At 40.6% G+C, this 15,427-nt stretch carries 15 protein-coding genes; 9 read left to right on the top strand and 6 right to left on the bottom strand.

The features are described from left to right. Positions 1 to 28: 28 nt before the first annotated feature. Complete coding sequence (gene gatC / locus AC4CVD_RS03890) at positions 29 to 343, bottom strand: Asp-tRNA(Asn)/Glu-tRNA(Gln) amidotransferase subunit GatC (RefSeq protein WP_086200346.1); 315 nt, start codon at positions 341 to 343, stop codon at positions 29 to 31. Positions 344 to 475: 132 nt separating this feature from the next. Between gatC and AC4CVD_RS03895 the strand changes: the two genes are divergently transcribed. From AC4CVD_RS03895 to AC4CVD_RS03920, 6 genes are all read left to right on the top strand, one after another. Next, on the top strand, positions 476 to 1,522 hold the full coding sequence (locus tag AC4CVD_RS03895; RefSeq protein ID WP_004694670.1) for a rod shape-determining protein: 1,047 nt from the start codon (positions 476 to 478) through the stop codon (positions 1,520 to 1,522). A 15-nt stretch (positions 1,523 to 1,537) separates the two neighbouring features. Continuing rightward, positions 1,538 to 2,395, top strand: a complete 858-nt coding sequence (gene mreC / locus AC4CVD_RS03900) for a rod shape-determining protein MreC (RefSeq protein ID WP_004694667.1) — start codon at positions 1,538 to 1,540, stop codon at positions 2,393 to 2,395. After that, complete coding sequence (gene mreD / locus AC4CVD_RS03905; RefSeq protein ID WP_078426026.1) at positions 2,382 to 2,873, top strand: rod shape-determining protein MreD; 492 nt, start codon at positions 2,382 to 2,384, stop codon at positions 2,871 to 2,873. The genes mreC and mreD overlap by 14 nt, the downstream gene beginning before the upstream one ends. Beyond that, positions 2,861 to 3,427 carry a Maf family nucleotide pyrophosphatase gene (locus AC4CVD_RS03910; protein WP_078426025.1) on the top strand — a complete coding sequence of 189 codons (567 nt, stop codon included), beginning with the start codon at positions 2,861 to 2,863 and terminating at the stop codon, positions 3,425 to 3,427. The genes mreD and AC4CVD_RS03910 overlap by 13 nt, the downstream gene beginning before the upstream one ends. A gap of 38 nt (positions 3,428 to 3,465) precedes the next feature. Next, positions 3,466 to 4,920, top strand: coding sequence for a ribonuclease G (gene rng / locus AC4CVD_RS03915; RefSeq protein WP_004981336.1), 1,455 nt, complete (start codon positions 3,466 to 3,468; stop codon positions 4,918 to 4,920). A gap of 131 nt (positions 4,921 to 5,051) precedes the next feature. Beyond that, entirely contained in the window at positions 5,052 to 5,225 is a 174-nt protein-coding gene (locus AC4CVD_RS03920; RefSeq protein ID WP_162841312.1) for a PA1571 family protein, read from the top strand. Positions 5,226 to 5,291: 66 nt separating this feature from the next. Here AC4CVD_RS03920 and AC4CVD_RS03925 read toward each other — a convergent pair whose 3' ends face one another. Both AC4CVD_RS03925 and AC4CVD_RS03930 read right to left on the bottom strand, forming a co-directional pair. Further along, complete coding sequence (locus AC4CVD_RS03925) at positions 5,292 to 6,671, bottom strand: WS/DGAT/MGAT family O-acyltransferase (RefSeq protein WP_125274523.1); 1,380 nt, start codon at positions 6,669 to 6,671, stop codon at positions 5,292 to 5,294. 162 nt (positions 6,672 to 6,833) lie between these two features. Continuing rightward, positions 6,834 to 7,568, bottom strand: a complete 735-nt coding sequence (locus AC4CVD_RS03930) for a phosphoadenylyl-sulfate reductase (protein ID WP_058869094.1) — start codon at positions 7,566 to 7,568, stop codon at positions 6,834 to 6,836. 202 nt (positions 7,569 to 7,770) lie between these two features. On the opposite strand from AC4CVD_RS03930, the gene thrH reads away from it, so the two are divergent. Then, positions 7,771 to 8,388: a bifunctional phosphoserine phosphatase/homoserine phosphotransferase ThrH gene (gene thrH / locus AC4CVD_RS03935; protein ID WP_078426022.1), complete on the top strand. Its 618-nt coding sequence runs from the start codon at positions 7,771 to 7,773 to the stop codon at positions 8,386 to 8,388. A gap of 81 nt (positions 8,389 to 8,469) precedes the next feature. Here the strand turns inward: thrH and AC4CVD_RS03940 are convergent, their stop codons facing one another. Next, a complete protein-coding gene (locus AC4CVD_RS03940) occupies positions 8,470 to 9,627 on the bottom strand; it encodes an OmpP1/FadL family transporter (RefSeq protein WP_419381336.1) in 1,158 nt (385 codons plus the stop codon). A gap of 329 nt (positions 9,628 to 9,956) precedes the next feature. After that, positions 9,957 to 11,183, bottom strand: coding sequence for an OmpP1/FadL family transporter (locus tag AC4CVD_RS03945; RefSeq protein WP_490752062.1), 1,227 nt, complete (start codon positions 11,181 to 11,183; stop codon positions 9,957 to 9,959). Positions 11,184 to 11,882: 699 nt separating this feature from the next. Here AC4CVD_RS03945 and AC4CVD_RS03950 point away from each other — a divergent pair. Then, positions 11,883 to 12,707: a transporter gene (locus tag AC4CVD_RS03950; RefSeq protein ID WP_490752064.1), complete on the top strand. Its 825-nt coding sequence runs from the start codon at positions 11,883 to 11,885 to the stop codon at positions 12,705 to 12,707. 101 nt (positions 12,708 to 12,808) lie between these two features. Here AC4CVD_RS03950 and AC4CVD_RS03955 read toward each other — a convergent pair whose 3' ends face one another. Beyond that, complete coding sequence (locus tag AC4CVD_RS03955; protein WP_490752066.1) at positions 12,809 to 13,828, bottom strand: AraC family transcriptional regulator; 1,020 nt, start codon at positions 13,826 to 13,828, stop codon at positions 12,809 to 12,811. Between the two features lie 153 nt (positions 13,829 to 13,981). On the opposite strand from AC4CVD_RS03955, the gene AC4CVD_RS03960 reads away from it, so the two are divergent. After that, a complete protein-coding gene (locus tag AC4CVD_RS03960) occupies positions 13,982 to 15,427 on the top strand; it encodes a coniferyl aldehyde dehydrogenase (RefSeq protein ID WP_490752068.1) in 1,446 nt (481 codons plus the stop codon).

Genomic DNA, 15,427 nt, shown 5'->3' on the forward strand with positions numbered 1-15,427 from the left:
TTAATAAAATGATTTAACTGAATAAAAATTACTCAATCACGCGCGGAACAAGGTACAAGCCATCTTGGGTTGCCGGTGCAACAGCTTGATATTCTTCACGATGATTTTCTTCAGAAACCACGTCTTCACGTAAGGGCTGTGGATTGTCAAATGGGCTTTTAAGCGGCTCAACACCTTCAGTGTTAATGCCTTTTAAGGTTTCCATCATGCCTAAAATTTTATTTAGACTTTGAGCATATTCAGCAGATTGCGTATCATTTAGCGACAATCGGGCCAGATGTGCGATTGCTGAAACTGTTTTTGCATTTAGATCTGCAGAATGCTGAGCATCCGATGTAGACATAATATTACCTAATCAGTATTAAAAAAATTCAAAATATCGTGCGTTATAATAAGCGATTGACTTGTTCAAATCATCACATTTAGTTAAAGTTGCCACCTTGCGTCCACATAAAGTTTAATCGAGAACGTCTCCGTGATTCTAAAAAGACTAATTGGCTTGTTTTCGCCCGATCTAGCCATTGATTTAGGTACAGCAAATACACTTATTTATGCACCAGGACGAGGCATTATATTAAATGAACCGACGGTTGTGGCAATTCGTCACAGTGGTTCACAAAAAATCGTTGCCGCTGTTGGTCTTGATGCAAAGCAAATGCTGGGCCGTACACCTGCAAATATCTCTGCCATTCGTCCAATGAAGGATGGTGTGATTGCCGATTTTGAAGTGACCGAAACTATGCTGAACCAATTTATTGGTAAAGTACATGAAAAACGTCTGTTCCCACCAGCACCTCGTGTTGTGGTGTGTGTGCCTTGCAAATCAACTTTGGTTGAACGTCGTGCTATTCGTGAAGCTGTATTTAATGCAGGCGCGCGTGATGTTCGTTTGATTGAAGAGCCAATGGCTGCTGCAATTGGTGCGGGTATGCCAGTTGAACAAGCATGCGGCTCTATGGTGGTCGATGTTGGTGGTGGTACAACTGAAATTGCGATTATTTCGCTTCAAGGTTGTGTCTATGCTGACTCACTACGTATTGGTGGTGATGTATTTGATGAACAAATCATTAACTATGTACGTAAAGCACATGGTTGCGTGATTGGTGAAACTACCGCTGAAATTATCAAGAAAGAAGTGGGTATGGCTTTACCAGAAGCTGATGCCAAAGCACTTGAAATTGAAGTTCGCGGCCGTAACCTTGCTGAAGGTGTGCCACGTGCGATCACTGTGACTTCGGACGAAATTACGCAAGCGATTTCTGATCCATTACAAAGTATTGTTTCAGCTGTGAAATCTGCACTTGAGCAAACGCCTCCTGAGCTGTCTTCAGACATCGCTGAGCGCGGTATAGTGTTGACAGGTGGTGGTGCATTACTCCGTAACCTCGATAAACTTCTTGCACAAGAAACAGGCTTACCTGTGGTGGTTGCAGAAGATCCTCTAACGTGCGTCACTCGTGGTGGTGGTAAAGTTTTAGAATTCTTCGATAATCCAAATCACGACATGTTATTTGTAGGCTAATAAAGGAATCGGCGGGTGCAAACAAATCTGTTTTCCAGACAACCGCCATCTTTTCGCTCATTTATCATTGCAGTGATCACATGTTTGGTCGTGCTGTTTTTTAACTGGCGCATGCCACATGTGATTCAACCTGCAAGAGATGTCTTGTATGCCGCTTATAATCCAATTTATGCCGTAGCAAGTTATCCCGTGTTATCGCGAGAGTGGCTGAATCAACAAACCAAGTCTGAAGCTCAATTGCGCCGTGAAAATACCGCGATGCAAGCCGAGTTATTGCAGGCGCAGGTGCGTTTACAAAAATTATCTGAATTATCTGCGGAAAATACACGTTTACGCGGTCTGTTAGATACCCCGTTGATCATCGATGGTCGTATGGAGATTGCAGAAGTCATTGGGACAGATGCCGATCCACTACGTCATATTATTGTGGTAAACCGTGGTGCCAACAGTCAGTTAAAGGTCGGGCAAACCGTGCTCGATGACAAAGGGATTATGGGACAGATTATCAATGTCTATCCGCATAGTAGTCGCGTCATGTTGCTTTCAGATAAAGAACATTCTCTTTCGGTTCGCTTAGAGCGATCTGGAATGCGTGCCATTGTTTCAGGGACTGGAGATTTGGGTCATTTGAAAATGGAATACGTGCCGACCAGTGCCGAAATCAAAGTGGGTGAAAAAGTGTATAGCTCTGGTTTAGGTGAGCATTTTCCAGCAGGTTATCTGGTGGGCACCATTTCAAAAATCAGTCGTCATAATTCAGGCGAGTTTGCTCAAATTGATGTTGTTCCTGCTGCGCAGTTAGCGGGTGGGCATCATGTCGTTGTGTTATTTTCCGATTCTTTAGCGATGGAGCAACCGCATGCCGATCGCTAAACTTCGTGCTGCCAAACAGCGTGATCCCTTATTTCCGATCATTTTTTCAGTGATCATTGCTTCAGTGTTGATGGTTTATCCTTTGTCTTATGCGCTCTCTGGCTGGCGTCCATTGTTTATGATGATGGTGATGCTGTTTTGGGTGCTGTGCCAGCCGACATGGAGCGGGATTTGGTTTGCCTTTGCAGTCGGGATTTTCACCGATTTATTGCTTGATGCACCTTTGGGTTTAAACGCGCTCAGTTTTGTTCTGATTACTTTTGTGTCCCGTTTTTTAACGCGTGAACGTCGGATTATGACCTTTGCCAATATTTGGGTCATCGCCACCTTGGCTGTGGTCGCGCATTTGTTTATTACGTGGATCGCACAAATTATGATTGGGGCACAGTTTTCCCTTGCACGTCATTGGCAACCGCTGTTGAGTAGTGTGCTGACTTTCCCGATGGTCTATTTCATGTTGAAGAAATGGCGCGTTTAATTTTAGCGTCCAGTTCGCCCCGTCGCCGTGAGCTGCTTGAGCAGCTCGGTCTAGTATTTGATATCTATAGTCCAGATATTGATGAATCTGTACAAGCAGGCGAGTCGGTAGCTTATTATGTGGAACGACTGGCATGTGCCAAAGCTGAGGCAGTACAGCTTCAATATCCTGATGCAATTGTGATTGCTGCCGATACCAGTTTAGGAGTCGATCAAGAGATTTTAGGCAAACCTGAATCTAAGCAGCATGCATTTGAAATGTGGGGAAAAATTTCTGGGCGCAAGCATGATGTATATACTGCGGTTTGTGTTCGTACAAATACGCAAATTTCAAGTATAGTAGTTCGTACTGAAGTCGAGTTTCAGCATTTGAGCCCGAATGATATGGAAGCATATTGGGCCACATCCGAACCTCTTGGCAAGGCGGGAGCCTACGCCATACAAGGCATTGCAGCACGTTATATTCCACGCATAGAGGGAAGCTATAGCAATGTCGTGGGGCTACCGTTGCATGAAACGGTACAGTTATTACAGGCAGTTAAGGCACTAAATTAACTGTCTCAAAAGATTTTTTATAATGTTTTGAGTTTGTTATGTCTGACGAGTTATTAATTAACGTCACGCCTATGGAATGTCGCGTCGCGTTAATTGAAAACGGCACGGTCAATGAATTATTTATTGAGCGTACGGTGAAACGTGGTTTAGTAGGCAATATTTATAAAGGTAAAGTGGTGCGCGTTCTTCCAGGAATGCAGGCTGCTTTTGTCGATATTGGACTGTCACGAACTGCTTTTTTACATATTAATGATATGGTTTGGTCACGCAATCAACCCACCCCGAATGTTTTTGAGCTCTTACAGCCGGGACAAATTCTTACTGTTCAAGTCATGAAAGACATGCTGGGAACCAAAGGAGCTCGGCTTTCAACCGATCTTTCCATTCCTTCTCGCTATTTAGTGATGATGCCTTATGGCAATCATACGGGTGTTTCTCAACGCATTGAATCTGAAGCTGAGCGTGATCGTTTACGTTCGATGATTGAGCGTATTCAAGCGGAACATAAACTTCCGGGTTCAGTGATTGTTCGTACCGCCGCTGATGGGATTGCGGAAGCTGCTATTGCACAAGATATGGCTTATTTGGCAAAACTTTGGGAATTTATTCAGCGCAAGCAAATCAGTATAGCGGTGCCATCATTAATTTTTGAAGAACTGCCTTTACCCCAGCGTATTATTCGCGATCTTGCGAGTGAAAAGACCGCTAAAATTTCAGTCGACTCACGTGAAATTCATGGCAAGCTCCAAGAGTTCGTAGAAGAATTTGTCCCGAATATTAAAGAACGCCTCATTCATTATCCGGGTGAGCGCCCAATTTTTGATTTGTATAATGTCGAAGAAGACATTCAAAGAGCATTGCAGACGCGTGTTGCGTTGAAGTCCGGTGGTTATTTGATGATTGACCAGACTGAAGCTATGACGACTATTGATGTCAATACAGGCTCATATGTGGGTGGTCGCTCTTTAGAAGACACCGTGTTTAAAACCAATATGGAAGCGACACAGGTCATTGCGCGTCAGCTGAGACTACGCAATTTAGGCGGTATTATTATTATCGACTTTATTGACATGCAAGAGCAGGAGCATCGAACTGAGGTCATGACTCAGTTTGAACGGATGCTTGAGCAGGACCATGCAAAAACCAAAATTACACAGGTTTCTGAGTTAGGTTTAGTCGAAATGACACGTAAACGTACGCGTGAATCATTAGAGCACTTATTATGTGAATCTTGCCCGACCTGTCAGGGACGGGGTTATGTGAAAACAGCTGAGTCTGTATGTTACGAAATCTTTCGAGAAATCATGAGATATACACGTGCGTATCAATCTCAGACTGGCTTTACTGTCGTTGCGCATCCATCAGTGATTGACCGCTTGTTAACTGCAGAAGCCCCAGCAGTCGCTGATTTAGAGCATTTCATTGGTCGTGTGATTAAATTTCAGGTGGAAAATTTATATACGCAAGAGCAATACGATATCATTCTGAGCTGAAATTGTAACAATATATAGTTAAATAGTTGTTACAACTGAAATTTTACTTTCGATCTTAGATTTTTAATACTAGAAACACGGAAATAGCCAAAGCTTATTCTCCCAAATAGGTTTAGCAAATGAGGTGTGATATGGGTGTTAGAGAAGCAATTATTCAACCTAGTTTGAAACATTTATTAGATGCGAAAGTAACGCATAATGCGTATATCGTGGATGATCAGGGTAAAGAAGTACAAATTACAACTGCTATGATTCGTACTGCGTGTCATCAATTATTAAAACAATGTCGTAGCATTAAAAACTAAGGGGCTTATCGAAGCCCCTTAGTTTTATTGATTATTCTTGTATTTCTGATTCGTTTTTTTGCGGCATCAACTGACCGCTTGCAACTTTGGGCCTTCGACGCCCACAATCGCTTCAAAGCGTTGAATCTCTTCTTCTAAGTGTGTGAGTAGATTCTGCATCTTCGGCAGCGCATTTCGACAAGCCGTCAAACCAACTTCAAGTTTATCTAAATAACTGGTCATGGTGATGTTGAGTGCCTGACCATCTAAAATGATTGAGGCAGGGTATAGTGCATCGAGTCGTGCCCCGTTCCAATACAATGGTTCACGTGGGCCAGGAACATTCGAAATTACCAGATTAAACGCTTGGCGCTTAGGCAGTAAGCCTGAGGCAATATTGAGACCAGCAGCACTATAAACAAACGCACTATAGTTCAAAATTTGGTTTGAGTTCATGCGTTTGAACTTTTCTTTGGCATTTTGCACACTACGACGAACAATTGCGAGGCGCTCTAGTGGATCTTCTTTATGCGTGCCTAAATTTGCCAGAATCATGGTGATACGATTCGACATAGACGAATCATCATCGCGAACAGAGGCAGGTACCATGGCAATTAAAGGCTTTTTAGGAAGTGCGTCTTGGGACAAAAGATATTCACGCAAGGCACCTGAACAAATCGCCAGTACGATGTCATTAATCGTGACACCCAAACTTTTAGAAATATGACGTAAACGGTCAAACTCAAAAGATTGTGCTGCAAAACGGCGCGAAGAGCTAACCCGTTGGTTCAGAATAGAGCTGGGTGCTTGAAAGCTTGAAACATAATCAGGATTACGTCCCATATCTTTCATGACTGTTTGTGACAACTCATACATGACACGTGGTGTTGACCCAAGCTGGCCCATTACGCCATTCATTATTTTCTTAAAGCGACTAACATTCGGTTCTTTTAAACGCTTCGCACGAGGGCCTTCAACACACCAAGGTGGTACAATACTCTTTGCATTTGGATCTTGTGATAATGATTTTTCCACCAAACGCATACCCGCAATACCATCCACCATCGCATGGTGAATTTTGAAGTACATGGCAAAACGATTCCCTTCAATCCCTTCAATAATATGACAGGTCCATAACGGTTTAGCGCGATCAATTAAACTACTGTGTTCCTGTGAAATATAGGTGAGCAGTTCAAGAATACGCCCCGGTTGTGGGAGTGCGATATGACGAAAATGGTGATCAAGATCAAACTCTTCATCTTCATCCCAAAATAAGCCGTTGAGTTTGTTGTTAAATGGAGGAATAGGAATAGATTTGGAGTTACGAATATCTGCAACTAAATTTTGAATGAAGCTGGCAGGTGCATTTTCCGGGATTTGGAATAAGAATAATCCACCGACATGCATGGGTTGCTGGCGTTTTTCAAGTGATAAAAAAATAAAGTCAATCGGATGTAATGGACGCATAGTCTGGATTGCCTCACTGCAATATCTGACCGCTCCTATATGAGCAATCTTGTTAGAATTATAGAACTTAAAGCTAGTATATCGATTTTTTTTAACAATGGGAGCGCTTTGTGTGTATCCATTGGTTGCGAAAAAACCACTGCTTTGCAGTGGTTTTGATCTTTACTTTTTCAAATTACCTGCATGTAGGCCACATTCTTTGTGTGTCGCTTCCTCCCACCACCAACGTCCTTCACGTTCATGTTGGTTTGGTAACACTGGACGCGTACATGGTTCACAGCCAATAGAAATAAAACCGCGCTCATGCAATGGATTATAAGGCACTTCCATCATGCGAATGTAGCTCCACACATCGGCACTGGACCAGTTGGCAAGAGGATTGTATTTAATCAATTGTTTGCCTTCGCCTGAAAAGCCTGCATCTGCTTGAATAACTGGAATCTCAGTTCGTGTGCCTGGGCTTTGGTCTTTACGTTGACCCGTAATCCAACCATCTAAAGTCGCTAATTTTTTACGTAAAGGCTGAACTTTACGGATACCACAACACTCTTTATGATCATCTTGATAAAAGCTGAATAAACCTTTTTCATTGATCAGTTGTTGAACGGCATCTGCTTCTGGGAAGCAAATTTCGATATTAATGTTGTAGTGTTTACGCACAGTTTCGATAAATTGATAGGTTTCTGCATGTAAACGTCCTGTGTCTAAGCTAAAGACACGAAAAGGTTTACCTAAGTTAGCAGCCATATCAATAAGTACGACATCTTCTGCACCTGAAAACGAGATGGCAATTTCACCCGTTTGATTCAGTGCAAGTGCTAAAATTTCACTTGGTGATTTGTCTGCATATTCAGCTGCGAGAGCATCAACAAGATCAATAGTTGGAATGGTTGTCATAAGTATCCTGGCAATAGGCTTGGAATCTAACAAGACCTATATTACGTTATTTGCTGTGCATTTTAATAGAGTTGAAATAAACCACTTATCACTAAAAAATAAATGCTTATGAAAAAAATAGATTTAAAAAACAGCAATGCATTAGACAAATATTAAGCTATGATAGTTCAAAATTTTTCCACGTAAATAAAAGGGAGTATTCATGGAAGTTGTTTGCCTTGATCTAGAAGGGGTGTTAGTTCCAGAGATTTGGATTAACTTTGCTAAAAAAACAGGCATTAAAGCGCTTGAAGCAACCACACGTGATATTCCTGATTATGATGTGCTCATGACGCAGCGTTTGAATATATTAAAAGAACATGGTTTAGGTTTAAATGATATTCAAGAAGTCATTGCTGAGATGGGCCCATTTCCAGGCGCAAAAGAATTTGTTGAATGGTTACGTACACATTTTCAGCTGATTATTTTGTCAGACACTTTCTATGAGTTTGCGCACCCATTAATGAAACAGCTGGGCTGGCCAACGATTTTTTGCCATAAGTTAGAAACTGATGAAAAGGGTATGATTACAGCCTATAAGCTGCGCCAACCTGACCAAAAACGTGAAGCAGTTAAAGGATTGCATGGACTAAATTACCGTGTTATTGCCGCAGGTGATTCTTATAACGACACCACTATGCTGGGTGAAGCGGATAAAGGCTTTTTGTTTGATGCACCAGAAAATGTGATTAAAGAATTCCCACAATTCCCTGCAATTCATGGTTATGAAGCTTTAAAAGAGGCAATTCGTAATGCCTCAGTTCGTGATATTCCAGCTTAATATATTGATTTTAAAATAATAAAAAATGGCGCCATTAGCGCCATTTTTTATTGAATTTCAATGTTAGTTAACATTGATTAATTAAAAGCGATAGCCAATTTTCATACCATATGCAAGGGCACTGTTATCTTCAAAGCTACCAACAACATTCCCACCTGTTTGTGCATTTGCATCACCTAGCCATAGGTAACGTACGCCAGCAGCAATGAAATAGCTTTGTGCAGGGCTATATTGAGCGCCTAATCCAATACTCCAGTTTCCTTCTACAGGGCCAAGAGTCGTAACAGGGTTGCCTGCACCAGAGTCATAACCAACAGAAGCTGAACCAGCCCATTTATCATTAAACTTATGAGAAAGACCTGTTGTAATAGACCACTGATCATCTGAATAGTCGATTAGATTTTGTGCTTTACCTCTTGCAGCTTGTGTTGCAGCAGCTAAATATGTTGGCTTAACTGCAAATTGATCCCAATGTACCCAGCGAATATTTGCAAAAGCTAAGGTATCTTTAGCGACACCTGATTGCAAATCAATGTTTACAGACTGAGGTGTAACAACTTCTGTGTTTGAGTTAGGACGAGCAACAGCACGTAGGGCAAATGTTTCTGAAGTATCAAGTTCATGTTTGATTTCAGAGCGATAAGTGACAGCCGCTCTAAGTGCAATTTCAGGGATAGAGTATGCGGCACCTGCGATCCAACCGAAAGCATCATCTTCTTTGAGATCTATGTCGTAGCCACCTAATAGACGAGTACCACCGTATGCAGCACCACGTAATGAAACTTTTCCTTCAACTGTTTGATATACGGGACCTGCATAAAAGTTCCAGTTTTGGTTGGGTTGGTAACCAATCAGCGCTGTTAGATTATGAGTATGAACTTCAACAGAAGTTCCTTCCGTACCATTACCAAATGTACCTGCTGTTGATGAGTAGGTTGCATCAGCACCGAAAGGCTGATCATATAATAATCCTAGTGAAATATTATCGGTTGGCTGTATTTTAATCGCTGCAGAAGGGAAGTAGTAATCATCTCCCATATCACTGATTTTTTCATCTTTAACAACTGTAGAGGTACCTTCTACAGTTGGATCAATTACTGTAAAACCAGCTTCAGCATAGTTGCCCGATTGAAAAAAAGCAGACATTGATTGCCCAGATCGATCTAGACCGCCAGCTATGACAGAAGTTGTTGGGATTAAGCTGAGCAAAATAGCCGAGCTAAGAGCTGTAAGCTTCATAGGGAACATTCCTTGTTGTAGCTTTAAGTAAGTGATTGGCACGAAAAGTAACATAAATACAAAAAGAGTAAATGCTCAACTACGGTTGTAAAATGAACTGAAAAGTTAAAAAATATACTTGTGTAGAGTAAAAACACTAAAAAAAAATATTAATTTTATGATTTATATGGATTTATTTTTAAATGCTGAGTGGCTGATTGAATATTATGCAAAATGTTTAAGTGTTTATTTGTTGCTCAAATGAATCACAAGTGTATAAAAAAGAGCGTAGATGTCATTGTTGAAAAAGAAAAAACCATCTTTACAGATGGTTTTTTCAGCATTAATAATTAGAATTTGTAGCCCATTTTTAGGCCGTATGCGATTGCATGGTTATCTTTGAATTCTGCTACATAACCTGCTGTATCAAACTGAGCGCCAGTTTGGGCTTTAGCATCACCTAACCAAAAGTATTTCACGCCGCCAGCAATGAAAGTTTGTGGTGTTGGGCTAAATTGAGCACCTAAACCTACATTCCAATAACCTTCTGTTGGACCTAGCGTGGTTACAGGATTACCTGCACCAGAGTCCCAACCTACAGAAACGTTACCTGCCCATTGATCATTTAACTTACGTCCAACACCTACTGTTGCAGAAATTTGGTCGTCAGTATATGCAACAAGATCAAATTCAGGCTTACCACTTTGACTTTGTACAAGTGCATTTTTACTTGCTAAACCAAACTTATAAGGTTGAATAGAGAAATTTGACCAATCAACCCAACGAACATTAGCAAAAGCAACTGTATTTGCCATGATGCCTGTTTGGAAATCTAGGTTTACAGATTGTGGGGTCGTGATATCTGTATTTAGAGAAGGTGCTGCATTTAAACCAGCAAATAGACCAGCTGAATTAAAACTTTCTTTAACATTTACAGAGTGCTCAATTTCAGAGCGATATGTAACAGATGCTTTTAATGCAATATCAGGAATTTGAAAAGCCGCACCAGCTAACCAGCCAATATCACCAGTTTCTTTAATACTTGCATTATAGCCACCAAAAGTAGCACTTCCACCGTATGCTAAGCCACGAAGTTGAACATCACCTTCAATGGTTTGATAAACAGGACCAGCATAGAAATTAAAGTTTTCAGTTGGTTGGTAGCCAAATATCATTGAAATACTTTGTGACTTTACTTCAACTTCAGTTGGCTCGGTACCATTATGAAATAATCCTGACCCATTTAGCGCTAAAGCTGAATCAGTAGTTGAATACGTAGCATCAGCACCAAATGGCTGATCGTAAAGTAAACCAAACGAGAAGTGATCAGTAACTTGTAGTTTTAGTGCCGCGCTAGGGAAGTAATAATCATCACCCATGTCAGATAGTGATGAGCCATTAGCATTAGCTTTACCAGATACATCTGGATCTAATACAGAAATACCTGCTTCAAAATAGTTACCAGGTTGCAAGAATGCAGAGATTGACTGACCTGAACGATCTAGAGCAGCGGCAAATGCCCCCGTCATTGGTACAGTTGCTAAAATCATTGCTGTCGTTAATGTCTTTAATTTCATTCTACGTCTTTCCTTGAGGTGCAAATGTTTGTTGCTCATTTTGTGTTTATGTTTTTTGGCTTTTGGAGAAGTCGGTTAACCGAAATCATTTGTTACTCCGTGTCACAAAAATAGCACAATTAAAATAAGAGTAAATGCTCTAGATATAACTAATCAGTTCAAAAAATAATCACAATAGAGTTTTTATACTAAAAAAACACATTTTTATAACTTAAGTTGATGAAATATATATATATATAATTTGAAATATAAAATTTATTTTTTGATTAAATTTTAATCAATTGAGCGTGAAAATAAATTATTTTTGTGACTTTTGTCACTGTTTTTCTTTGCTGTTTTATAATACAAAATTATATTTTATAGATCATTTGTCGATTATTTTTCTTTAGAAGATCAAGTTATTGTTTTTTACATGATTAATATTGTCTACAGCAGCAATGATAATTGTTGCGGTTATATTGCGTTGTGTTATAAAAAACATATAGATTTGAATCAAATGTTAAGAACAAAAATCTTTAGTTTTAAATATAGATGAATGAAGACAGATGGTCATTAAGCTGTGCAATCAGCTCCCAATCTTGACTTAAATACACTGTAGTTTGTTTACCGTTAAAAGCACAATTTATTAAAAAAGTTAGAGTTTTAGTTCGCTATCGCTCTACTGTGAACCATAAATGATTAGAAGGATGCGATAAGTACATGAATAATTTTTCTTTCAATCCTAGAGCAATAAAAGGCTTGCTTCTTCTTAGCATTTTGGGAGGATTAGGAGCTTCTCAGGCTTATGCCGACGATGGTGCAGATTTGGCCCAACAGTTATCAAATCCTGTCGCGAACTTGGTCAGTGTGCTATTCCAATTAAATTATGATGAAAACATTGGTGCGGCTGAAAATATAGAGCGTTACCAACTCAATATCCAGCCCGTCATTCCGATTGAGTTAAATGAAAATTGGAATCTGATCTCTCGTACTGTATTACCTGTAAATTATCAAATTTATAATGAAGGGGGGCGTGATGACGATTGGGGTGTGGGTGACATTGTGCAAAGCCTATTCTTTTCTCCTTCGAAAACATCGGATAGTGGGGTTACATGGGGCATAGGCCCGGCCTTTCTATTTCCAACCGCTTCTGAAAAAGCCTTGGGTGCAGATCAATACGGTGCTGGCCCGACTTTTGTCGTTTTGAAGCAAAGTCATGGTTGGACATTTGGTGCATTGGCAAACCATATTTGGGGAGTAGAGCATGAAGATGATGCAGAGGCGATCAGTAGCACCTTTGTGCAACCTTTTATTAGTTACACTTATCCAAATAGTACGACGGTGGCATTGAATACTGAAACGACATATGACTGGAATGCAGAAGAAGCCACAGTTCCTGTCAATATGACTGTGACCAAAGTAATTCGCCTAAATGGTCAGGCGATTAGTGTGGGCGGTGGTGCTCGATATTGGGTTGATGATACTGAAGGCAGCCCGAAAGGTTGGGGGGCACGCTTGGTCGCATCCTTTGTTTTCCCGAAATAATCAATTGAGTATGCATTGAATAGTGCGACATGCAACGGATTTAAACTAGATGCTTGAATCCTTTGGGCACTTTCGATTTAACAAAGTAGCAAAACCAGAAGTCACAGAATATGGCTTCTAGTTTTGGCTTTTAACTCGGTTGGGGGAACGCCAAACCAGCTTTTAAAGTTGCGACTGAAAATAGATAGCTCTGCATAGCCCAACTGTAGAGCAATATCTGTCAAATTCACATTGCCTGCATCAAGCATACGAAGCGCTTCTTTTTTTCGGACATTTTCAAGTATATCTCGATAGGTTGTTCCTTGTATTTTTAAGGCACGCTGAAGCTTTTTCGGATGCATGCCCATACATAGCGCGATGTTTTCAATACTGCAGTCTCCTGTCGCCATCAACATGCGGACTGAACTCTCTATCAGTGCGGTATTGTCTTCAGTTTTGGTGCTGCTTTGTGTTTCAAGCTGCTGTACGATCAGTTGATTAATGGCATCTTCATTAAAATTATAGGGTTTGTAGCTTAAAAAGCTTGCAGGAAAATAAAGCGCATCCTCATCGGTTTCAAATTCCACTGGACATGAAAAATGTGCTTGGAAAGTTTGAGCCCCTTTTTGCGGTGTTTTTTGCTTGAAGTAAATTTTTTCTGCATGCCACTGTGGACCAATCAAATCTTTTAAAATATTCGCGACAAGGCAAATGGCCAGTTGTGATTTTTGTGGTACATCGGTGTTGTATTCACTTAATCGAACAAAGTTCAGCTTACAGAGCAGAGCATTATGTTGCGAGACGTGGAAGACAATGCCTTCAGCATGTAAATAGACATATTTTTGCGCCACGCTTAAGGCTTCAAGTATGCTCGTTTGTCGGGACATGTAGACGCCAATCAAACCGATTGTGCTAATATTTTGGAGTGCGCCGAGTTTTAAACCGAAGCAGTCATCCTGACAGGCTAAGGCCGCTTTTTCCAATAAATTTAAATAATGATCATAATGAATAAATGAATCTGGATCGCGGAGTAAAGCAGGTAAAATCCCGATCTCTTTCAAGATTTCTATAGGGTTTATGCCATAACTACGGACTAAGTCTTCAAAACCGCCGAGGCTGGCTGCACGAATATAACTTCCCATTACAACATTCCGTGTTGTCCTAAAAGATCAATTTAGTGTCCTAAAAAGTCAAGCGTAATTCAAGTCATTTGTTAAAGTAGGATAAGAGATTATCTCAACCAACATAGAAAAGAAGTATTGAATCACCATTTTTAGCCGTGAAAGGAAAAGCATATGCAACTTACGGTTCAGTCTCATATCGAGCAAACAGTGATAGAACAGATATTACACGATTGTTTTCAATTACAGCGCAAAAGCTTTCATCAACAAGGCATTGAAACGATTGCGCAACGTAAGCAACATTTACTGAATTTAAAAGCATTGATTAACGATCACCGTGAAGCAATTATTGACGCCCTGAATCGTGATTATGGCAATCGTTCACGTCATGAAACCTTATTGGCAGAAATTATTACTGTCACGGATGACATTAACGGCAGCATCAAACATTTGAAGCAATGGACTAAAGTACAAAAAAGACATGTCGATCATAGCCTGTATTTTGGTGCAAAAAACCGTGTGATTCCGCAGCCGCTGGGGGTGATTGGAATTATTGTGCCGTGGAATTTTCCCATCAATTTGATGTTTTCACAGTTGTCAGCCGTGTTTGCTGCGGGGAATACGGCTATGGTTAAAATGTCTGAAAATTCAAGACATTTGGCTGAATTACTGATTGAGTTAAGCCCCAAATATTTTAAAGCGGAAAAATTACAGATTTTCGATGAGACTGGTGAAGTGGGCATCACTTTTTCAAAACTGCCGTTTGATCACTTGATGTTTACTGGCTCTGGTGCGACAGGGCGTAAAGTCATGGCTGCTGCAGCACAAAACTTAACCCCTGTGACTCTGGAACTGGGTGGTAAATCTCCTGCGGTGATTGACCCTGAATACCCTATTGAGAAAGCTGTAGAACGCATTATGTTTGTGAAACAGTTTAATGCGGGACAAATTTGTACCAATGTCGATTATTTATTTGTACATGAGTCGAGGTTACAAGCGTTTATTCAAGCGGCATCAGTTTGGGTGCAGGAACATGTGCCTGATATTCATAGCAAAGATTATACTTCTGTGATTGATGAGCGTGCATTTCAACGCTTAGTGCATAGCTTGGCAGATGCTGAAGCCAAAGGGGCAAGTTTGATTAATTTAAATCAGCAAGAGCCTGATGCTGCGACACGAAAATTTCCACTGACTTTGGTCTTGAACAGTAATGATGAGATGGAAATTGATACGCGTGAAACCTTTGGCCCGATCTTGATGGTCAAAACCTACCAAAAGCCTGAAGATGTGGTTGACTATATTGTTCAGCGTGATCGTCCATTGGCCTTTTATCCATTTAGCAATAACAAAAGCTTAGTCGAATTTTATATCAGCAGAGTTATGTCGGGCGGGGTTTCGGTCAATGATGCCTTATTTCATGTCGGGCAGCATGACTTACCATTTGGTGGAGTCGGTGCCAGCGGGATGGGGCACTATCATGGCTATGAAGGCTTTTTGACTTTTTCCAAAATGCGTCCTGTGTTTTATCAGGCGGGTTTTTCAAGCTTGAAGTTTCTCGCGCCGCCTTACGGAAAATTTGCCAATTGGCTGTTGAATTTATTGATACGCATCAAATCATAA

This window comes from Acinetobacter sp. LipI_23, assembly GCF_058243045.1.